Source organism: Aliagarivorans marinus DSM 23064, from assembly GCF_000429485.1.
GTDB lineage: Bacteria > Pseudomonadota > Gammaproteobacteria > Enterobacterales > Celerinatantimonadaceae > Aliagarivorans > Aliagarivorans marinus.
In genome coordinates this window covers 58,396-77,878 of the sequence record NZ_AUBY01000020.1, presented here as the reverse complement: position 1 = coordinate 77,878, position 19,483 = coordinate 58,396, and the positions used below count along the sequence as shown (strand labels likewise).

Below are 19,483 nucleotides of genomic sequence, written 5' to 3'. Positions count from 1 at the left end.
TTCCTCAATGAATTAAAACAGTGATTCCATCTCGAGTGCGCGCGCAATGGCGGCATCCATGGCGTTAGCAACGATCTGCTCGAGCTGTTGCTCCTGGAATACTCGGATAGCTTCGGCGGTGGTTCCGCCCTTGGAAGTAACATTGGCCCGAAGGGTCGCTAAATCAAGGTCTGGATTAGCAGCTACCAGTTGGGTGCTGCCCAAGGCGGCTTGTTGAACCACTTCGCGTGCTTGCTCTGGGGTGAAACCCAGCTTTTCGGCCTGCTTTTGCATCGCTTCCATAAACAGGAAGAAATAGGCCGGTGCGCTGCCCGCTGCGGCGATGATATGGTTGATTTCGTGCTCTTGCTCGACCCAGCAGGTCTTGCCCACGGCTTGCATCAGGCTGTCTGCCAGCTCGCGCTGTTGCTCGGTGACATCTTCCGGTGCGTATAAGCCGGTCATCCCTTGCCCCACTAGCGCAGGGGTGTTGGGCATGGTGCGAACTACGTGAGTTTCGTTGCCGAGCATCTCTTTGAGGCGTGCCACGCTGATCCCGGCGGCAATAGAGATAAACAAGCGACCATGCAGGTTGGTGCCGGCGTCGACAAAGCCCTTGCACACATCTGCCATAATCTGCGGTTTAACCGCCAGCACTACTACGTCGCTGGCCAAGATGGCGTAGGCGTTGTCGGCCGTGACCTTCACGCCAAACTCTTCACGTAACGCTTCGGTTTGCTCAAAGCTTGGGTCGGCCACGGTGATCCGGTTGGCCGAGGTGCCATTGTTAATTAAGCCACCAATCAAGGCTTTAGCCATATTGCCGCCGCCAATGAATGCAATTTTTGCAGTCATGTGTACTCCCTTAATTTCTTGCACCAAAGATTGCTGTACCGATCCGCACCATGGTGCTTCCGGCATTAATGGCCGCTTGCATGTCGCCGCTCATGCCGATGGATAAGGTATCAACTCCCGGAAAGCGTGTCTGTAACGCTCGGTAACAACGTTGCATTTCGGCAAATTGTTGTTCTAGTTGCTCATCCTGAGTGGCTTGTGGGATAGCCATTAGTCCTTTTAATTCCAGTTTGTCTAGCTTAACGATCTCTTCCGCCAGAGGTAACACTTGTTCAATATTCAGCCCCGATTTTGTGCTCTCGCCACTGATATTGACCTGTAGGCATACTTTTAGTGGGGCCAAGTCGGCGGGGCGCTGCTGGTTTAGGCGCTCGGCGATCTTGAGGCGATCCACCGTTTGCATCCAATCAAAGTGCTCCGCCACCAGGCGAGTTTTGTTGGATTGCAGCGGGCCGATAAAGTGCCACTCGATGGGGTCTTGCTGCCAGTCTTGCTGCTGGGCTGCCAGGATCTTATCCACCCCTTCCTGCACATAGTTCTCGCCAAAGGCTCGCTGACCCGCGGCGTAAGCCTGTTCGATGGCGCTAAAGGGTTTGGTTTTGCTGACTGCCAGCAAAGTCACAGATTGTGGATCTCGCTGGGCTTGCTCACAGGCTTGTCGAATTTGTTGGTTAACAAACTCCAGACCTTGGGTAATACTCGTCATAATACAGTTAGCTAAAAATAAAGGGCTAAAGAAATGGATGTGACTGAATTGCTGGCGTTTAGTGTAAATCATAATGCCTCAGATCTACACCTCTCGGCGGGCCTGCCGCCACTGATCCGAGTTGATGGCGAAGTTCGCAAGCTCAATGTGGATCCCTTCGATCACAAAGATGTCCATCGTCGTATCTACGACATCATGAACGACAAGCAGCGCAAAGACTATGAAGAGCACCTCGAGGTGGACTTCTCCTTCGAGTTGCCCGGGGTGGCGCGCTTTAGGGTGAATGCCTTCCAGCAAAACCGTGGTGCGGCCGCGGTGTTTAGGACCATTCCCTCAGAAGTGCTGACTTTGGAGCAGCTCTCGGCGCCGCCAATTTTTCGCGATATCGCAGAAAACCCGCGCGGCTTGGTGCTGGTGACCGGCCCAACCGGCTCTGGTAAGTCGACCACCCTGGCGGGGATGATCGATTACATCAATACCCACCGTCGCGAGCACATCCTGACCATTGAAGACCCCATCGAATTTGTACACCAAAACAAGCAGTGCCTGATTAACCAGCGGGAAGTGCACCGCGACACCCATAGCTTTAACGCGGCGCTGCGCTCGGCGTTGCGGGAAGATCCCGACATTATCCTGGTGGGTGAGATGCGCGATCTGGAAACTATTCGCTTAGCGCTGACCGCGGCTGAAACCGGCCACTTGGTGTTTGGTACCTTGCACACCACCTCGGCGGCCAAGACCATCGACCGCGTGATCGATGTATTCCCGGCTGCTGAGAAAGACATGGTGCGCTCAATGTTGTCGGAGTCATTGCGGGCGGTGATCTCACAAACCCTGCTCAAGCGTATGGGCGGTGGGCGTGTGGCGGCGCACGAGATTATGATCGGTATTCCTGCCATTCGTAACTTGATTCGCGAGGACAAGGTTGCCCAGATGTACTCGGTGATCCAAACCGGTATGGCGCATGGCATGCAAACCCTCGATCAGTGCCTGAAAGAGTTGGTTAATCAAGGCATGGTGACCTACGAAGACGCACGCATTAAGTCTGCCGATCCGAACAACTTCTAAACGCGAAGGAGTATCCATGGAGCTGGATAGCATACTCACCAAGATGGTGGAGCAAGAGGCCTCGGATCTCTATTTATCCATTGGCATGCCGCCTAGTGCCAAGGTGGCAGGGCAACTCAAGGCGATGGCGCCTGAAAAACTGATGGTCGATGACTTGATGTCGTTGGTGGAGAGCATGCGCAGCCCCGAGCAGATGGTGGAGTTTCGCAAAACCCGCGAAGCCAACTTTGCCATCTCCCGCCGTGGCCTTGGGCGGTTTAGGGTCAGCGCCTTTTGGCAGCGCGAGCAGCCCAGTGTGGTGATACGCCGGATTGCCACCGAGATCCCCACTTTTGAGGAGCTGCACCTGCCAGAGATCCTCAAAGAGCTGGGCATGGCTAAGCGTGGCTTGATCCTGTTTGTGGGGGCCACCGGGGCGGGTAAGTCCACCTCGCAGGCGACCATGATCGACTATCGCAATCGCAACTCCACCGGGCATATCCTTACCATCGAAGATCCGGTGGAATACCTGCACCGCCATCGCGGCTGTATCGTCAATCAGCGTGAAGTGGGGGTGGATACCCTGTCCTTCGATGAGGCCTTGAAGAACTCACTGCGCCAAGCGCCAGATGTGATCTTAATTGGTGAGATCCGCACCCGCGAGACCATGGAGATCGCCCTGCAGTTCTCTGAAACCGGCCACTTGTGTATGGCCACCTTGCATGCCAACAACGCCAACCAAGCGATTGAGCGGATCATGCACCTCGTGCCTGAAGAACGCCACCGTCAGCTGTGTTTCGACTTGGCCTATAACCTACGTGCAATCATTGCCCAGCAACTGGTGCCAACCAAAGATGGAAGGTCGCGACGCGGGGTATTTGAGATCTTGCTGAATAGCCCCTTGGTGGCCGACCATATCCGCAAGGGCGATATGCATAAGTTAAAAGAATTAATGGCTAAGAGCCGTGAGCTTGGCATGATAACCTTTGATCAAAGCCTGTTTGAGTTGTATGACCAAGGGCTGATTGATTACGACGATGCCATCGGCCACGCCGATTCAGCCAATGACCTGCGCTTAATGATCAAGCTAAATAGCAAGCGCAACCCGCCAGCTGAAAGCGGTGGCCTGGACGGTGTGACCATTGATTACTAGCCGTCACTTAGCGGCCAATCAAGCGGCCAACAGGGCAATGTTACGTAACGCTGAGATTTAACTTCGCCTGTGCATAGGCGGGAAACGAAAGGAATAACCATGCTAGCAGTGATCTCTCCTGCCAAAACTCTCGACTATCAAACCCCGGTAACTACCGAGCAGTTCGGTCAGCCTGCGCTACTCGAGCACAGCGCCGAGCTTATCGAAATCGCCCGACAAATGAGTCCGGCGGATATCGCCAGCCTGATGAAGATCAGCGACAAGCTGGCCGGGCTGAACGCGGCGCGCTTTGCCGAGTGGCAGCCAGAGTTTGATTTGGAGAATGCGCGTCAGGCGCTGTTCGCGTTTAAAGGCGATGTCTATGCTGGTCTCGATGCATTTAGCCTGGAGCAGCCGCAACTGGATTTTGCCGAGCAACATCTGCGCATCCTTAGCGGCTTGTACGGGGTGCTGCGCCCGCTCGATTTGATGATGGCCTACCGGTTGGAGATGGGCATCAAGCTGGCCAATCCGCGCGGTGCCAACCTGTATGCATTTTGGGGCGAGCTGATTACCGAGCAGCTTAACCAAGCACTGGCGGCCCAGGGCGATAACGTGTTGGTGAATCTGGCATCCAACGAATACTTCAAAGCGGTGAAGGCTAACAAGCTCGATGGCAAGATCATCACCCCGGTGTTCAAAGACTGTAAGAACGGCCAATACAAAATCATCAGCTTCTACGCCAAGAAAGCCCGTGGCCTGATGGTGCGCTATATGCTGGATAAGCAAGTGAGCGAGCCTGCCCAGCTATGTGAGTTCGACTATCAGGGCTATCGCTTTGATGAGGCCAGCTCCAGCGATAGTGAACTGGTATTCCTGCGTGAAGAGAACGCGGCCTAGTCTCCCATTGATAGCTGTTCGTTTTGTTGCTTAACCCAGTGCCCGGCAGTGCTGGGTTAAGTTCTAACACTTAACCATCTACCAACATTTTCTACCACTTTTTCACCAATATCCCTGCAAAGCACCTGCTTTTTGACCAAATAGACAAATGACCCATGCTAGTTTGGGAAGGCGACATTTCAATAAAAGGAGGGAATGGGATGTTGAGTAAACTGATGCCATCGTTGTTGATGGTGGGGGCTTTGTCGGCCCCGGCGCTAGCATTTCACGAACCGGTGGAGGATCTGCCCAGTCTGTCATCTTGTGAGCAGAATGTTGAAGCCTGTTACCAAACCATGAAGCAGCAACTGGCCATGCAGAAGTTCGAGATTGCCCAGCTAAAGCTTGAGCGAGAAGACTACTATATGCGTTTGTGGGAGCTGAGTATCAGCATTAATCCAATGAATAGTTTGTTAGATCAGGATGACCATCAGGCCTTGTGGGATAGCTTGGATAAGACGGTGATCCGCCGTGCGCTGATGGGACCTATCGACTAGCGGCCATTAACTTGGGTGTTAGCGGCTAGTAGGCTAGAGCTAAGTTGGCTGGGACTAGCGCCCCAGCCAAGCGGTTTAACCTTTGGCTTTTTTCGCTGCTTTTTTAGCGCGGCCTTTCGCCCGCTTCTTGGCGACGCGGCGCTCGGCGGTGGTTTTCGGCTTTTTCTTCTTAATCGGCGCCTTGGCAACGCGATGCTGTGGACGCAGGCTGTCGATCACTCGGCGCTTGATGGGCTCATCGGTGTAGCGCTCAATCTTGCCCAGCAGGTTGATATCGTGGGCTTCCACCAGGTTGATTGCCCAGCCTTTGCGGCCACCACGGGCGGTACGGCCAATACGGTGCACGTACACATCGGGAGTGCGCGGCAGGTCGTAGTTAAACACGTGGCTGATCTCAGGCACATCGAGACCGCGCGCTGCTACATCGGTTGCCACCAATACCTTCACGTCACCGTCGCGGAAGCGTTGCAGTGCTTCGTTGCGTTTCTCCTGCGCCATTTCGCCACGCAGGTAGGCGGCATGGATCTCGTCGCCCTGAAGCTGTTCGACCAGCTCAAACAGGCGCTCGCGGGTTTTAACGAACACGATGCAGCGCTCGATGCCGGCGTCTTCATCTTGCAGGTAGTGGCGTAGCAGTTGGTACTTGTGCTTGGCGTCGTCACAGAAGTGCAGGGTTTGCATGATCTTGCCACGCTCACGACGTGGTGGATCCACTTCGATTTCGTCAGGCTCTTCCATTACCTGAGCGGCGAAGCGCTGCAGGCCCTTGCCTTCCAGGGTGGCAGAGAACAGTGCGGTCTGGCTGCGCTCGCTGGTCTTGTCGCTGATCGCTTCCATATCTCCGATAAAGCCCATATCCAGCATGCGGTCGGCTTCGTCGAGGATCAGCCACTCAATCGCCTGGCAGTCGAATACCTTGTACTTGATGTACTCCATCAAACGGCCGGGGGTGGCGATCACGATATCAACGTTGCCTTTGAGCTGCTCGGCATGTTCTTCGTAGCTCATGCCGCCAGTAATATCGATGGTGGTGATATGGGTGTATTGGGTGGCCAGGCGCGCCTGTTCGGCAACCTGCACTGCCAGTTCGCGGGTCGGGGTCAGCACTAGAATGCGACCCGGTCCGGCCTTGCGGCGTGGGAAATCGATTAAGTGCTGAATCGCTGGCAGCAGGAAGGCCAGTGTTTTCCCGGTACCGGTGGGAGCAGATGCCAGAACATCCCGCCCGTCCAACAGGCTGGGAATGCAGCGTTGCTGGATAGTGGTCGCCTTGGTGAGTTGCATTTCTTCAAGGGCTTGCAAGAGGGCAGGTTCGAGATCGAGTTCTTCAAAGGTCATGGTCATCTACTCGCGCTGACTTGCAGCGCCGATATTAGTCAATTAAATTCGCCGGGATAGTATAGCTGTAGTTAGGTACAAGCAAGTAATGACCAAACATTCTACACGTAAAGGTTTCACCTTTAAGCAGTTCCACGTAGCCCATGACCGCTGCGCCATGAAAGTGGGCACCGATGGGGTATTGCTTGGCGCTTGGGCACAGCCGGGTGATGCTAAGCGAATATTGGATGTGGGCTGCGGCAGTGGCTTGGTAGCACTGATGTTGGCTCAGCGTAGTGGGCCTAACGTGCATATCGATGCGCTGGACATTGAGGCGGATGCCTGCCAGCAAGCGCGTGAGAATGTGGCTCATAGCCCGTGGCCCAATCGAGTGGCTGTGTATCACTGTGCTTTGCAGCATCATAAGGTGGTTGAGGGCTATGACTTGGTGGTCTCCAACCCGCCCTATTTCCCGGCTGGCCAGCAGTTTGATGCTAAACGCATGTTGGCGCGCCACAGCAACCAGTTATCGGCGGCGAGTTTTTTTGACAGCCTCGGCGCACTCACCCATAAAGGCTCACGAGTGTGTCTGGTGCTGCCAAGTGATGTGGCGCAGCTATGGCTGACACAAGCTCAGCAGCACGGTTGGTGGCTCGGCTTGCGCTTCGATGTTGTGACCAAAGCCGGTAAACCCGCAACCCGCAGTTTATTGGAGTTAGTGGCTCTTCCAGTTGAGCAAGCCCTCGTGCAAACCTTGTTGGTGCATGACGATGATGGTGCTTACAGCGAGCAGTTCAGGAATTTGACCAAAGATTACTATCTAAACTTTTAATCTGTATTTTTATCATGTGGCCAAGTTTTGGCCTGTGATTTGCTTTAAGCGAGGTGATTCATTTTTTTGACGTGCTAGCTTAAAGGAAATACTGATGTTCTGTCGCCTGATTACGTTGTTAGTGGCGCTATCCTTCCCGCTGTTGTTCACTGGCTGTAGTACTACCTCAAGCGTTGACGCAAGCGTGCGCAGCGCTACCCCGATGTTAAACCCGCACACCACCGCTACCGGCGCGAAAGCGTGGCGCTGGGTAGACCAAGAGCTACAACTGAAAAACTACCATGCGCTTAAGTTACATCCGCTGCGCACTGTGCCGCTGTTTGAGTATCAAGATCCGGCGCTACCGCTACTACTCGATGAGATGGGTCAGCGAGTTGATCAGCTGTTACAAGCTGGTGCCATGCACGCGGATATTCCCTTACTCGCACCTGAGCAACATCAAAAGCTGGCTGGGGTGCTGGAGGTGTATACCTCGCTCTCATTGATTGAGCTGGAAGATCTCGGCACCAGCGGTGAAGCCGAGATGCTTGAGAACTGGTTTGCTGAAGATGGCCTGGATGGCGAGGCACGCGAACCTGAGTTTTTGTTGGTGCTGGAATTTCAAGTGCTGGATGCCCAGCGTGGTGAGCTGGTCAGCAGCGGTTTGCGTCAGATGGTGCACTATCACAGCGATAATCAAGCGGAGGATGCCAGCCAGTTGGAGCAGGCCCTTAGCATCTATGCTGTTGATTTGTTTAGCGAGTTTGAAAGACTGTCAGCTGCATTCAGCTCTTGATGATGTAAAGATGATGGTAGGGCTTCGTTAGATCCCCACCATCAGCCTCTCTGGATATCAATCTCTCAGCAGTCATAAAAACTGCTAACAACCCCTCAAATAGGCATCTATCCGGGTTCTAATTGTATATTGCTTGTTATATAGTCACGCCTCTCAAATTTTAAGAAAATAACACTGAGCAAACACTGCGAGGATCTATCGTGACCAAACAACTCGGTCTATGGAACACCATCAGCTTAGGCTTGATGGTTTTATGCTTTTTTTTAGGGGCGGGTAACCTGATTTTCCCACCCATTGCGGGCCTGATGGCTGGCGATAACTTGGCGCTGGCCGTTATCGGCTTCCTGGTTACCGCAGTGGGTCTGCCATTGGCGGGCCTGCTGGCGCTGGCAAAGACCGGCGGTGGCTTGATGGATCTGGGTCGTCACCTGCCTAAATGGGCATCGAAGGCGATCGCGATGGCGATCTACTTGGTGCTGGTTCCTCTGTTCGGTATTCCTCGTACCTGCTTGGTGGCCTATGAGCTGGGCTTCGCGCCTTACTTTGACGAACCCGGCCAGCTGATCTTGTTTGCCTACTCACTGTTCTACTTCCCGGCGGCGATGTTCTTTGTACTGCGTCCGGGCAAGCTGATTGATTCCATGGGTAAGGTGCTGATGCCGACTCTGGCTATCTGTATTGCCTTCCTGGGCTTTCAGGTATTCCAGACGCCATTTGCTGAGATTGCAGTGGCCCAAGGCGATTACGCCAGCATGCCGTTCGGTGTTGGCTTTATCGAAGGCTACAACACCATGGATGCGCTGGCAGCACTGATGTTCGGTATCCTGATGGTGGATGCACTAAAAGCTAAGGGCGTAACCGATCGCAACGATCAGTTTAAGTACATGGCCAAGGCCAGTTTGGTGGCAGCCACCGGTTTGACCCTGTTCTACCTCGTGCTGTTCTACCTGGGCGCAACCGCAACCGGCGTAGCGCCAGAAGGTGCTAGCGGCGGCCAGATTTTTGTGGCTTACATTGCAGCGCTGTTCGGCAAAGAAGGCCAGTACCTGCTAACCGCCATCGTAACTCTGGCCTGTTTCAGTACTGCGGTGGGCGGTATCTCTTCGTTCACTGCCTACATCAGCTCAACCTTTAAGACCAGCTACAACGCAGTGGCTTGGGGCTGTGCCGCATTCTGTATCGCCGTTGCTAACATCGGCCTGGATAACCTGCTGACCGTATCGATTCCGGTGCTGGTGGGTATCTACCCGGTGGCCATGGCGCTGATTGCCTACAACCTGATTGCTGAGCGCTTTAATCGCCCAGAGCAGGCAGCTGGCATGATCATCGGTGTGGCTGCACTGTTCGGTCTGTTCGATGGACTGCGTGCTGCAGGCTTGGACCTGAAGGCGCTGAACTTCCTACCGGGCTTTGAGCAAGGCTTTGCTTGGGTACTGCCTACTCTGGCGGCGATGGTGGCAAGCCTGTTGGCTCGTCCATCCAAAGAACTGGCTGAGGAAGCGGTATAAGCGCTTGCTTGACGCTTTATCAAAATGAACAAAGGCGGCCAAGGCCGCCTTTGTTGTATCTGCAGAGTAAATATTGCTTAACTGGCGCTGCTCAATTCGGTGAGCTCGTGTTTTAGCTGATCGCACCAATCGGCGATGCGCTGGTCGCTATGCTCGTATTGGTTCTCATCGTCCAGCGCTAGCCCATAGAAGAACTGGCCGTCTTCGGTGAGTGCCTTTGAGGCTTCAAACTCATAGCCTTGGTTGGGCCAAAAACCGATGAAATTCGCCCCCGATGGTGCCAGCTTTTCGAACAGCATACCCAGTGCATCGAGGAACCACTCGGTGTAGCCTACCTGATCGCCAAGGCCAAATAAGGCAATGGTTTTATTGCTGAAATCGAGCTGTTCCAGATTCTCCCAAACCGCTTCCCAATCTTCCTGGAGTTCGCCATAATCCCAGGTAGAGATCCCCAGAATCAAGACTGGATAGTGTTGCATCTGCTCTGGCTCGACCTCCTTAATGTTATGGATGCTGACAAGATCGTCGCCAAACTGAGCCTGGATCTTTTCTGCTGCCATCTCGGTGTAGCAGGTGGATGAGCCGTAAAACAGACCAATAGACACTGATTATCCCTCGTATCGAAATTGCGAGCGGGCAGTGTAACATTATCTCTGTCCCTACAACGAGATTGGACATGAGCCAACAACCTAAGTTTGCCACCAGCCTGCGTGCCATCGACCTGTTTATCGAACAGCTTTGGCTGGAACGCGGCTTGGCTGAAAATACTCTCAGTAGCTACCGCAACGACCTTAACGCACTGGCGTTGTTTTTAGAGAATCGGCGGGTTGAGCTGGTGGCCGCCAGCTTTGAAGACCTGCAAGACTTTGTCGAATGGCGCTATCAACAGCAGCAAAAGCCGAGCAGCGCCGCTCGCCAGCTCTCCTCGATGCGCCGCTTCTATCAATCGCTGATTGCCGCGAAAAAGCGTGATGATGACCCTACCGCCTTACTCGCCCAGCCCAAACAAGCCAAGCGCCTGCCCAAGACCTTAAGCGAGCAGCAGGTCGAGCAGCTACTCAGTGAGCCGGATCTAGAACTGCCCATCGAGCACCGCGATCGCGCCATGCTGGAGGTGCTGTACGCTACTGGCCTGCGGGTGAGCGAGCTGGTGGGGCTGCAACTGGAGCAGCTAAACCTGCGCCAAGGCTTGGTGCGGGTAGTGGGTAAAGGCGGCAAAGAGCGGCTGGTGCCGCTGGGCGAGCACGCACTGGACTGTGTGGAGCGCTACTATCGGCAGGCGCGGCCGCTGCTGCTGAAAGGCGAGAGTGATGTGGTCTTCCCCAGCAGTCGCGGGCGGCAGATGACCCGCCAGACCTTCTGGCATCGTATCAAGCAGTATGCCCAGCGGGTGGGGATCCCCGGTGACGACCTCTCGCCCCACACCCTACGCCACGCCTTTGCCACTCACTTGCTCAGCCATGGGGCCGACCTGCGGGTGGTACAGCTGTTGTTGGGCCATAGCGACCTGAGCACCACTCAGATCTATACCCATATTGCCAAGGAGCGTATGCAAGAGGTGTATATGCAGCATCACCCTCGTGCTTAAGCCTATGATTTGGGAGCGTTTCACAAACTTGATGCGTGAAGGGTGGACAAGATAACGACAGTGATTGCATTTATTTGGCGCTAAGAGTAAGTTTTTCCAAAGTTCCCCGGTCAGTAACGAGGGGATGTTGATCTTTGGTGTTCGATTATCCTTCATGCTAAACGCCAAAGATAAGCTTCCCCTGAGCCTGATGAACTATCGGTTCATACAGGACTCTATGATTGGGTCCCCTTCTATATGCTGGAGTTAGAATGAAAATGATTAAAGGCTTGCTAGCCGTGCTCGCCCTGAGCGTCACCGTTGGCACCGCTAATGCTGCCGATGATACCGAGCTAGAGGCGCTGAGAACCACACTGGAAGCGCGCTTGGGCGGGCAGGTAGATGAACTGAGTCCATCGCCCATCGACGGCCTTTATCAGATCAAGGCGGGCGCCATGGTGCTTTACGTTAGCGCCGATGGTAACTACTTAGTACAAGGGCAAATGTTTGACTTGGTCAATCAAGTGAATCTGACCGAGCAAGCCATGAATGGCGACCGTGCCGCCCTGCTAGCTCCCTTCGCCGATGATGTTATCGAATACAAAGCCGATGACGAGAAATACGTAATTACCGTGTTTACCGACACCACCTGCGGCTACTGCCAATTGCTGCACAGTCAGCTGCGTGAATACGAGCATGTTGACCAGGAAACCAAGGTGAAGTCTATGCAAAAAGGCTACAACGACCTTGGTATTACCGTGCGTTACTTGGCCTTCCCGCGCCATGGTCTGAACTCGCCATCACATAAAACCCTGAGCAATATCTGGTGTGCTGAAGACCCGCTGGATGCTATGACTCGTGCCAAGAACCGCCAGTCAGTGCCGAATGCCAGCTGTGACGACAACGTTGCCGCCCAGTACGAGCTAGGCCAACAGTTGGGAATTCGCGGTACGCCAGCAATGATCCTGGAAGATGGCACCATGCTGCCGGGCTACCGCGCGCCTGCCGATCTACTGAAGATGCTGCAGCAAGGCTAAGCCAAGCCGTTATTTGCTAAACGTAAGCAAGCCAAACAAGTAGCCCGCGCTGTTGACCTGCACCGCGGGCTGCTGCTATTAATCCCTGCTGAAAGACCCTGTTCGCCCATTCCTGATTGAGATTGCTATGCCTGAAATATGCCGCCGCCCGATGGCCGATGTATCCCATCTCCCTGCCGATATGCCCGATTTGCTCAAGCAGATCTATGCCCGTAGGGGAGTGAGTGACCTGGCACAGCTGGAACGGGGCGCTCAGGCCATGCTGCCCTATAACCAGTTGAGTGGGGTCGAAGGTGCGGTGGAGCTGCTGTTGGACGCACTATCCAAGCAGCTTAAGATCTTGATCGTTGGCGATTTTGACGCCGACGGTGCCACCTCTAGCGCACTTCTGACCTCCGGCCTGCCGCAGTTTGGCTTCCAACAGGTGGAGTTTCTGGTACCGAACCGTTTCGAGTACGGTTATGGACTGAGCCCGGAGATCGTCGAGTTAGCCGCCGCCAAAGGGGCACAGCTGATTATCACGGTAGACAATGGGATCTCCAGTATCAGCGGGGTGGAGCGGGCCACCGCGCTGGGCATTCCGGTGCTGGTAACCGACCACCACTTACCGGGTGAACAGCTTCCCAAAGCCGCCGCCATCGTAAATCCTAACCTCAATGACTGTGGCTTCCCCAGCAAGAACCTGGCGGGAGTAGGGGTGGCCTTTTACTTGTTGGTGGCACTGCGCGCTGAGATGCGTAAACGCAATCTGTTCGCTCAGCTACAACAGGCCGAACCTAACCTTGGCAACCTCTTGGATTTAGTGGCACTGGGAACCGTGGCCGATGTGGTGCCGCTGGATAGCAACAACCGCATTCTGGTGCATCAGGGCCTACAGCGGATCCGCGCCGGCGCCTGTCGTCCCGGCATTCAAGCCCTGATTGAGGTGGCCAAGCGTCAGCAGTCGCGAATGGTGGCCAGTGACCTTGGCTTTGCCATCGGCCCACGTCTGAATGCTGTGGGTCGCCTCGATGATATGAGTCTGGGGATCGAGTGCCTGATCACCCAAGATATTAACCATGCCCGTCGCTTGGCCTCGGAGATGGATGCACTGAATGTTGAGCGTAAAGAGATTGAACTGAGCATGCAGCAAGAGGCAGAAGCGGCGGTTGAAGCGCTCAGCCTCGACCAGCAAAGCCTGCCGCTGGCCTTGAGCCTGTATCGACCCGATTGGCACCAAGGGGTGGTGGGCTTGGTAGCATCGCGCATCAAAGAACGCTTCTACCGCCCGGTGTTCGCTTTTGCCCAAGCTGATAACGGTGAGCTAAAGGGCTCGGGGCGCTCCATTCCCGGGGTGCACCTGCGCGATATGCTGGAGCGCCTTGATACCACCCATCCGGGGCTATTGCTTAAGTACGGCGGTCACGCCATGGCCGCAGGCTTGTCGATCCCCGAGGCGCGCTTTGAGGAGTTTAAAGAGAAGCTCTCGGCCTTGGCTGAGCAGTGGATCGAACAAGAACAGCTAACCCACACCCTACTAAGCGACGGCGAGCTGGATGAGCAATACCTCAACCTCGACTTCGCCCAACTGCTGAGAGAGGCAGGCCCTTGGGGGCAGGCCTTTCCTGAGCCGCTGTTCGATGGGGTGTTTGAGTTGTGCTCGCAGCGGGTAGTGGGAGAGCGCCACCTTAAGCTAAGCCTACGCCCGCAAACCGGCGGGCCGGAGCTGGATGCGATTGCCTTTAATGTCGATCGGGCCCGTTGGCCGGATGCCTCAATTCGCTGGGTGCATATCGCCTACAAGCTGGATGTGAACGAGTTCCGCGGTCGTCGCAGTGTCCAGCTGATGGTGGAGAATCTGGAGCCTCGCTAGCACTGCAGCATCGCTAACACTGGGGCCGGCTCTGCAAACACTTCGCAAGTTTCGGGTCGATGCTGCCCTTTTATGCCTCTAGGATGAGACCAAATGATAGGTGAATGGAAGTAATATGGAACTAGCTAGTGCACTGCGCCTGCTGCTGTTAGCGGCAATTTGGGGCTCTTCGTTTATGTTTATGCGCATCGCCGCTCCGGTGATGGGTGCGGTCTGGCTGATCGAGTTTCGGGTACTGTTTGCTGCTCTGTTTCTGGCGGTTGTGAGTGGCCTGCTGAAAGGACGGCTAGAGTTAGCCAAGCACTGGCGCGCCTATCTCACTTTGGGCGCGATGAACACGGCTTTCCCCTTCGTGTTGCTAGCCTACGCTGCTCTCACCTTACCCGCATCAATTCTGTCCATTCTCAATGCCAGCGCGCCGCTGTGGGGCGCGTTGATCGCTGCCATATTCTTGGGGCAACGCTTGAGCGTCCGCGCGCTGCTGGGGATGTTGCTGGGGGTGACTGGCGTTTCCATCTTAGTCGGCGGCGAGTTTCAGCAGGCTAGTCATGAGCAATGGCTGGCCATTGCCGCCAGTTTAGCGGCGGCCTGTTGCTACGGTATCGCCAGTAATTACGCTAAGCGCCTGAGCGGTATCGCGCCGCTGGCTAATGCCCATGGCAGCATGTGGGGCGCCACTGTTATCTTGCTGCCGCTACTGCTACTGTTTCCGATGCCCGAAGTGAGCTCACCGGGGATCTGGACCTCGGTGGTGGTACTAGGCGTGGTTTGTAGTGGCGTGGCCTACCTGCTGTATTTTCGCTTGATAGAACAGGTGGGCGCTGCCTCGGCGCTTACCGTGACCTTTTTGATTCCGGTGTTCGGGGTGCTGTGGGGCAGCGTGTTTCTGGGTGAGGATCTATCTTGGTACAGTTTAGTGGGCAGCGTAGTGGTATTGCTGGGAACGGCTTTAGTGACGGGCTTTTCACCGCGTAAGCTGTGGCAAGCCCGTCGTAAGGCGGCGGCTTAGTTACCTAGCATTTTGCTTTTCAGCTTGTCATCGGCCGGCTGCTCACCCAGCCAGATGGCGAACAGGGTTTGCGCAAAGTCGGCGCCTTCTACAGTGGTGAGTAGCTGTTGGTTTTTATAGGCCAGCAGCTGGCCTTGGTCATTGGCGAACATCAGGAATTGATCGCCAATCTCAATCTTCTCATCGAACACGGCAACAAAGCTGTCGAGGCGTTCGCGTAGCGGTGCCATATTACCAGCAGAGGCCTTCTCAAAGCCCTCTTCGATGGTGTCGCGCATCCGCTCTGACGTAATTTTATTAGAAATGATATCCAGGCTGACTGCGACATTATGTTCGCCAGAAAGCAGTTGAGTCGCGTTTAGCCCTGCCTGTTCTGCGTACAAAGAGCCGACGTAGAGCTTGAAGAAAAACTTGCTGCGGATACCGCTACCGTAGTGTTGCAGCGAGTGCGATTCCACATCGAGTTGTGATTCCACCTGGACACCACCAACGGTGGTTTGGGCGCTCGCGGTAAAGCTCAGCAGCAATGAGAGTAGGGTAGCGTGAAGTAATCTTGTCATTGTTTTAGTCCATATTTTTAGGTGTTATTGCGTTACGCGTAGCGCCAAAAGCAGCATATTTCGCTGCGCCTTGGGCGGCATAGTTTGAGCCAACTGGATAGTTATTCTCAATGACAAACAGGATAGACCAGTTCCTAACATGCTGCTAAATGTGGAGATTTGGTGAAATAATCGCCAGCAAAGCAGGCTGAGAGCCAGCCTGTCAGTAATAGCGAGGCTTGCTGAATTGCTTGAGGATTAGCTGCGTTTGATACGCACCACTTTCATAATTTCGAAGCCGAGGCCGCCAACCTGTTCTTCGCTGGGGTAGTAGCTTAGGTTGACCCGTTGGCCAGTTAGATTGCGGTAAGCATCGCGGCGTTTAAACACAAAGGGGACATCCACTCCCTCAATCATTAAACTGTGCCGAATCCACTCACCTTGCTGGCGCTGCTGATGAGAGGCGACCTTGAGATTGTCACTATGACAAAGCTTAGCGTGTTTACTGAGTAGCTTGTCTGGGGTGGTTTTTACCATAGAACATAAACTCTAATATTTAGGGTTTTCTTGGTTAGATTGTAATTTACTTACATTTTTTTATTAAGTATTACTTGCCAGTTTCAGCATGATATTTGGCAAATTCGTATTATCAGTTTCATTGCCGGGGCGATGTGCTAATGCTAATTCTGTAGGTGCTCGGTCTGCTTGATTCGCATATTAACGAGGGTAACTAGATGGCTGAGGAGCTATTTGATAAACGGCTGTTACTAAAAATAGCGCGGCAGCAGATGCCGTTTGGTAAGTACGCAGGTAAGCAGTTGATTCTACTGCCCGAAGAGTACCTGCTTTGGTTTGCCAATGGCGATGGATTTCCGCCTGGAGAACTGGGGGAGTTAATGGCGTTTACCCTTGAAATCAAAGTCGCTGGACTGGAAAAATTGATTTATCCGCTGATGTCTAATTAATAAGTTTAACAATAAACGAGCATAAATACTTTGCCTTTGCGCTCGGATTATGTAAGCTGTGGCCTGAGAGCTGAAAGTTAGCTTAAACAATTTGTCATGAAGACACATTAAGCTGCACTTGCTCTTGGGACGACTAGGTTTTCACAACTAGGTCCAAGGAAAATTGCTTATGCACTGCTGTGGTACAGCATAGCTAAACTCTCGACGGGTAGTTGTTTTTGGCTAGATGTATGGAGCGTTGCCGAGCATACAAGGTTATAGATGCCATTAAGGCACCGGAATGAGATGAGAGGAAGCTGATGTCTGATCAGTTATTAAACGGAACCGTTAAGTGGTTTAACGACGAAAAAGGATTTGGTTTTATTGCGCAAGAGTCTGGTCCAGACGTGTTTGTACATTTTCGTGCAATCAACGGCACTGGGCGCCGCACCCTAGTTGAAGGGCAAGCGGTGACTTTCGAAGTCGTACAAGGCCAGAAAGGTCCTCAGGCTGACAATGTTAACATTGTTGCCTAATAGATAAGTTGCCAAACTTAGCGAAGCGCCGCCCTTTAGGGCGGCGTTTGCGTTTTCTAAGCGAGCAGTCTTTTGAAAACATGGGTTTGCAAACGCAGGTTTGAGAGCACGGGGTTGAAGACATAGGCTTGAAAACATGAGTTTGAAAACATGAGTTCGGGAAAGTTGACTTTGAGCCCTTCGCACTATTGCGCTCTGTTGCCTCTAAGTTTGCACCGGCATCAGCAGCAGGCTTGGCTGTTTGCTGGGCGCACCTACCGCGCCCCGGGTATTGAGCCCTGCTTGTTAGCCTTACAGGACCGACATGGTCTGAGCGTTAATCTCACACTATGTCTGCTGTATAGCTGGCGGGTCGGGCGCGCCGTTGATCTTATCGCAGGGCGGTGCTGCCTTGAGCAGCATGGCGAGGAGCTGGAGCGCTTTCGCGCTAAGCGGCGTAGCCGCAAGGTACAACTAAGCCAATCGGCGTATCAGGACTTATTAGCTCAGGAGTTGCAGCTTGAGCAAGCGCTGCAGGGGCACCTGCTCAGCGCGCTGCTAAGTGGTGAGCATAAGGTCGCGGCAGACGATGCGCTGGCGGACTACTTAAGCGCGCACCGCGCTCAGCTCGAGCAACTAAAAAACGCGGCCCTAATGACCGCTGTATAGGGTTTGATATAGGCCGGGCTGAGCTAATAACTGCTGGTGCTCACCACTTTGGCTGACTCGACCGTCATCCAGCACATAGATGATATCGGCCTGACGAATTGCGCTCAGGCGATGGGCGATAATCAAGGTGGTGCGCTGTTTGAGGAACTGCCGTAGATTATGGTGTAGCCGGGCCTCGGTTTGGGTATCCAGCGCAGAGGTAGCCTCATCGAGGATCACCACCTTGGGATTGCTCAAAACCATACGGGCAATTGCCATTCGTTGCTTCTGCCCGCCAGAGAGGCGGATGCCATTGCGCCCCACCTGCGCCTCCAGCCCTTGCTCGAGCTCGCGCACTGTGTCGCCAAGCTCAGCCATGTCTAATGCTTGCCATATCTCTTGGTCATCATGGTTGGCACCAAGGCAAAGATTGTCGCGCACTGAGGCATTGAACAGTATCGGTTGCTGTAACACCGTGGCGACGTTGCTGCGAATACAGCCATAACCGATCTTCTCAATGGGCTCGTCGTTGAACCTTATGCTGCCGCGATCGGCCTGATACAGCCCTAACAGTAAGTTCACCATGGTGGACTTGCCACCGCCACTGACCGCTACCAAGGCAACCCGCCTGCCTGCGGGCACCTCCAAGTTAACCTGCTGCAGCACCGGTGACTCAGGGTTGTAGGAGAAATCGACATCGCGCAGGCTGATTGACACATCATCCTCGCTGGCAAAGGGATTGACTTGATTGGGGTAGTGGGGCTCAGGCTGCATGGCAAACAGTTGATTGAGGCGAGTCAATGCGGCATTGGCAGCAAAATAGCTGTACTGCATATTCAGCAGCTCTTGCACGGGCCCCATCATAAACCACAGGTAGCCGAACACCGCGAAGATCTGCCCCACCGTCAGATCGGAGAACACCACCATCAGCATGGCGATGGCGCGGAAGGCCTCGAATCCGACTAAGAACACGGTAAAGCTAAGCCGGTTGGCGGCGTCGGTCTTCCACTGCGAGTCGATAGCGCGCTGTTTAAGCTCGTTGGCCGCGCTCACCACCTCTTTAAAGTAGTGCTTCTCGCGCTGGGCGCTACGCAGCTGCTGGATGTTATCCAGGGTTTCGATCAGCGCCAGTTGAAAGGCCTCAAAGGCGGCGTTTTCTTTGCGCTTGAGCTCTTTTACCCGCTTGCCAAAGCTTTGGGAGAAGTACACCACTGCTGGATTCAGCAGTAAGATCACCAACCCCAGCTGCCAGTTAAGCCACAGCAAGATGGCCGCGGTGCCAATCACCGTGAGGATCGCCACCACAAACTTGGAGATACTCTCGCTGATAAACTTATCCAAGGTTTCCACATCGGTGATACAGCGAGCGCTGATCCCACCCGAACCTTGGGTCTCATATTCGCGCAGTTGTACCTTGGGGAGGTAGTCGACCAGATCGCGGCGGATCTCAAAACAGATCTGTTTGCCGATAATGGTGAACTGACGGTTTTGCAGCACCCACAGCACTGTGCTGGCCAAACGGAGCAGAAACACCAAAAAAAGTACTGAGAGAATGTAGCCGGTGGGGCCATGCCATGCGCTGGGTAAGATCTTGTCGAGGGCCGCCAGTGCGGGGCCGGGTTGCTCGAGCAACACTTCATCGACCAACAGTGGCATCAGTAGCGGCGTGGGAACACTGGCCAAGGTGGCGAAAATCGCAATCACCTGCGCCAGTAACAAGGGACGTTTATTGGAGAAGATCAGCTGGCGGATCTTCTGCCAGCTGTATGCTTGTGGCGTCATGCC

At 54.2% G+C, this 19,483-nt stretch carries 21 protein-coding genes; 14 read left to right on the top strand and 7 right to left on the bottom strand.

The window, feature by feature from the left end:
• Positions 1-12: 12 nt before the first annotated feature.
• Positions 13-834 (bottom strand): pyrroline-5-carboxylate reductase, encoded by an 822-nt coding sequence (gene proC / locus G461_RS0109735; protein ID WP_026971702.1) that lies wholly within the window; start codon positions 832-834, stop codon positions 13-15.
• 10 nt (positions 835-844) lie between these two features.
• Positions 845-1,540, bottom strand: coding sequence for a YggS family pyridoxal phosphate-dependent enzyme (locus G461_RS0109730; protein ID WP_026971701.1), 696 nt, complete (start codon positions 1,538-1,540; stop codon positions 845-847).
• A gap of 33 nt (positions 1,541-1,573) precedes the next feature.
• Here G461_RS0109730 and G461_RS0109725 point away from each other — a divergent pair, with 33 nt between their 5' ends.
• The 4 genes from G461_RS0109725 (at position 1,574) to G461_RS0109710 (ending at position 5,155) form a co-directional block, all read left to right on the top strand.
• On the top strand, positions 1,574-2,608 hold the full coding sequence (locus G461_RS0109725; protein WP_026971700.1) for a type IV pilus twitching motility protein PilT: 1,035 nt from the start codon (positions 1,574-1,576) through the stop codon (positions 2,606-2,608).
• A 16-nt stretch (positions 2,609-2,624) separates the two neighbouring features.
• A complete protein-coding gene (locus G461_RS0109720; protein ID WP_026971699.1) occupies positions 2,625-3,740 on the top strand; it encodes a PilT/PilU family type 4a pilus ATPase in 1,116 nt (371 codons plus the stop codon).
• A gap of 99 nt (positions 3,741-3,839) precedes the next feature.
• Positions 3,840-4,619 carry a peroxide stress protein YaaA gene (yaaA, locus tag G461_RS0109715; protein ID WP_026971698.1) on the top strand — a complete coding sequence of 260 codons (780 nt, stop codon included), beginning with the start codon at positions 3,840-3,842 and terminating at the stop codon, positions 4,617-4,619.
• 200 nt (positions 4,620-4,819) lie between these two features.
• Entirely contained in the window at positions 4,820-5,155 is a 336-nt protein-coding gene (locus G461_RS0109710; protein ID WP_026971697.1) for a hypothetical protein, read from the top strand.
• A gap of 75 nt (positions 5,156-5,230) precedes the next feature.
• On the opposite strand, the gene srmB is transcribed toward G461_RS0109710, so the two are convergent.
• Positions 5,231-6,493, bottom strand: a complete 1,263-nt coding sequence (gene srmB / locus G461_RS0109705; protein ID WP_035479988.1) for an ATP-dependent RNA helicase SrmB — start codon at positions 6,491-6,493, stop codon at positions 5,231-5,233.
• A gap of 88 nt (positions 6,494-6,581) precedes the next feature.
• On the opposite strand from srmB, the gene G461_RS0109700 reads away from it, so the two are divergent.
• From G461_RS0109700 to brnQ, 3 genes are all read left to right on the top strand, one after another.
• On the top strand, positions 6,582-7,304 hold the full coding sequence (locus tag G461_RS0109700) for a tRNA1(Val) (adenine(37)-N6)-methyltransferase (protein WP_026971695.1): 723 nt from the start codon (positions 6,582-6,584) through the stop codon (positions 7,302-7,304).
• A gap of 94 nt (positions 7,305-7,398) precedes the next feature.
• A complete protein-coding gene (locus G461_RS23865; RefSeq protein ID WP_035479965.1) occupies positions 7,399-8,079 on the top strand; it encodes a DUF3313 family protein in 681 nt (226 codons plus the stop codon).
• Between the two features lie 200 nt (positions 8,080-8,279).
• Positions 8,280-9,587 (top strand): branched-chain amino acid transport system II carrier protein, encoded by a 1,308-nt coding sequence (gene brnQ, locus G461_RS0109690; RefSeq protein WP_026971694.1) that lies wholly within the window; start codon positions 8,280-8,282, stop codon positions 9,585-9,587.
• A gap of 77 nt (positions 9,588-9,664) precedes the next feature.
• Here the strand turns inward: brnQ and fldB are convergent, their stop codons facing one another.
• Complete coding sequence (fldB, locus tag G461_RS0109685; RefSeq protein ID WP_026971693.1) at positions 9,665-10,192, bottom strand: flavodoxin FldB; 528 nt, start codon at positions 10,190-10,192, stop codon at positions 9,665-9,667.
• A gap of 71 nt (positions 10,193-10,263) precedes the next feature.
• Here fldB and xerD point away from each other — a divergent pair, with 71 nt between their 5' ends.
• From xerD to G461_RS0109665, 4 genes are all read left to right on the top strand, one after another.
• Entirely contained in the window at positions 10,264-11,175 is a 912-nt protein-coding gene (gene xerD, locus G461_RS0109680; protein ID WP_026971692.1) for a site-specific tyrosine recombinase XerD, read from the top strand.
• 251 nt (positions 11,176-11,426) lie between these two features.
• On the top strand, positions 11,427-12,191 hold the full coding sequence (locus G461_RS0109675) for a thioredoxin fold domain-containing protein (protein WP_026971691.1): 765 nt from the start codon (positions 11,427-11,429) through the stop codon (positions 12,189-12,191).
• Between the two features lie 127 nt (positions 12,192-12,318).
• Positions 12,319-14,043, top strand: coding sequence for a single-stranded-DNA-specific exonuclease RecJ (gene recJ / locus G461_RS0109670; RefSeq protein ID WP_035479961.1), 1,725 nt, complete (start codon positions 12,319-12,321; stop codon positions 14,041-14,043).
• 115 nt (positions 14,044-14,158) lie between these two features.
• Positions 14,159-15,052: a DMT family transporter gene (locus tag G461_RS0109665; RefSeq protein ID WP_026971689.1), complete on the top strand. Its 894-nt coding sequence runs from the start codon at positions 14,159-14,161 to the stop codon at positions 15,050-15,052.
• Here G461_RS0109665 and G461_RS0109660 read toward each other — a convergent pair.
• Together G461_RS0109660 and G461_RS0109655 are read right to left on the bottom strand one after the other, a co-directional pair.
• Positions 15,049-15,612 (bottom strand): chalcone isomerase family protein, encoded by a 564-nt coding sequence (locus G461_RS0109660; RefSeq protein ID WP_026971688.1) that lies wholly within the window; start codon positions 15,610-15,612, stop codon positions 15,049-15,051. The two genes, G461_RS0109665 and G461_RS0109660, sit on opposite strands and share 4 nt — an antisense overlap.
• A 237-nt stretch (positions 15,613-15,849) precedes the next feature.
• Complete coding sequence (locus G461_RS0109655) at positions 15,850-16,128, bottom strand: hypothetical protein (RefSeq protein ID WP_026971687.1); 279 nt, start codon at positions 16,126-16,128, stop codon at positions 15,850-15,852.
• Positions 16,129-16,325: 197 nt separating this feature from the next.
• On the opposite strand from G461_RS0109655, the gene G461_RS0109650 reads away from it, so the two are divergent.
• The 3 genes from G461_RS0109650 (at position 16,326) to G461_RS25500 (ending at position 17,719) form a co-directional block, all read left to right on the top strand.
• The gene (locus tag G461_RS0109650) at positions 16,326-16,556 is read left to right on the top strand and encodes a DUF3820 family protein (protein ID WP_026957691.1); all 231 of its coding nucleotides are present in this window, start codon (positions 16,326-16,328) and stop codon (positions 16,554-16,556) included.
• Positions 16,557-16,855: 299 nt separating this feature from the next.
• The gene (locus G461_RS0109645; RefSeq protein WP_026957690.1) at positions 16,856-17,071 is read left to right on the top strand and encodes a cold-shock protein; all 216 of its coding nucleotides are present in this window, start codon (positions 16,856-16,858) and stop codon (positions 17,069-17,071) included.
• A 171-nt stretch (positions 17,072-17,242) separates the two neighbouring features.
• On the top strand, positions 17,243-17,719 hold the full coding sequence (locus tag G461_RS25500; RefSeq protein ID WP_051333485.1) for a DUF2390 domain-containing protein: 477 nt from the start codon (positions 17,243-17,245) through the stop codon (positions 17,717-17,719).
• Here the strand turns inward: G461_RS25500 and G461_RS0109635 are convergent.
• The gene (locus tag G461_RS0109635) at positions 17,702-19,480 is read right to left on the bottom strand and encodes an ABC transporter ATP-binding protein (protein ID WP_026971686.1); all 1,779 of its coding nucleotides are present in this window, start codon (positions 19,478-19,480) and stop codon (positions 17,702-17,704) included. The two genes, G461_RS25500 and G461_RS0109635, sit on opposite strands and share 18 nt — an antisense overlap.
• Positions 19,481-19,483 lie beyond the last annotated feature (3 nt).

Coding starts and splice junctions, on each gene's coding strand:
- G461_RS0109665 (WP_026971689.1), top strand. CDS start 14,159: ATGGAACTAGCTAGTGCACTGCGCCTGCTGCTGTTAGCGGCAATTTGG.
- srmB (WP_035479988.1), bottom strand. CDS start 6,493: ATGACCTTTGAAGAACTCGATCTCGAACCTGCCCTCTTGCAAGCCCTT.
- G461_RS0109700 (WP_026971695.1), top strand. CDS start 6,582: ATGACCAAACATTCTACACGTAAAGGTTTCACCTTTAAGCAGTTCCAC.
- G461_RS0109720 (WP_026971699.1), top strand. CDS start 2,625: ATGGAGCTGGATAGCATACTCACCAAGATGGTGGAGCAAGAGGCCTCG.
- G461_RS0109725 (WP_026971700.1), top strand. CDS start 1,574: ATGGATGTGACTGAATTGCTGGCGTTTAGTGTAAATCATAATGCCTCA.
- G461_RS0109710 (WP_026971697.1), top strand. CDS start 4,820: ATGTTGAGTAAACTGATGCCATCGTTGTTGATGGTGGGGGCTTTGTCG.
- G461_RS0109635 (WP_026971686.1), bottom strand. CDS start 19,480: ATGACGCCACAAGCATACAGCTGGCAGAAGATCCGCCAGCTGATCTTC.
- G461_RS23865 (WP_035479965.1), top strand. CDS start 7,399: ATGTTCTGTCGCCTGATTACGTTGTTAGTGGCGCTATCCTTCCCGCTG.
- G461_RS0109730 (WP_026971701.1), bottom strand. CDS start 1,540: ATGACGAGTATTACCCAAGGTCTGGAGTTTGTTAACCAACAAATTCGA.
- G461_RS0109660 (WP_026971688.1), bottom strand. CDS start 15,612: ATGACAAGATTACTTCACGCTACCCTACTCTCATTGCTGCTGAGCTTT.
- G461_RS0109650 (WP_026957691.1), top strand. CDS start 16,326: ATGGCTGAGGAGCTATTTGATAAACGGCTGTTACTAAAAATAGCGCGG.
- yaaA (WP_026971698.1), top strand. CDS start 3,840: ATGCTAGCAGTGATCTCTCCTGCCAAAACTCTCGACTATCAAACCCCG.
- G461_RS0109645 (WP_026957690.1), top strand. CDS start 16,856: ATGTCTGATCAGTTATTAAACGGAACCGTTAAGTGGTTTAACGACGAA.
- xerD (WP_026971692.1), top strand. CDS start 10,264: ATGAGCCAACAACCTAAGTTTGCCACCAGCCTGCGTGCCATCGACCTG.
- G461_RS0109655 (WP_026971687.1), bottom strand. CDS start 16,128: ATGGTAAAAACCACCCCAGACAAGCTACTCAGTAAACACGCTAAGCTT.
- G461_RS0109675 (WP_026971691.1), top strand. CDS start 11,427: ATGAAAATGATTAAAGGCTTGCTAGCCGTGCTCGCCCTGAGCGTCACC.
- proC (WP_026971702.1), bottom strand. CDS start 834: ATGACTGCAAAAATTGCATTCATTGGCGGCGGCAATATGGCTAAAGCC.
- recJ (WP_035479961.1), top strand. CDS start 12,319: ATGCCTGAAATATGCCGCCGCCCGATGGCCGATGTATCCCATCTCCCT.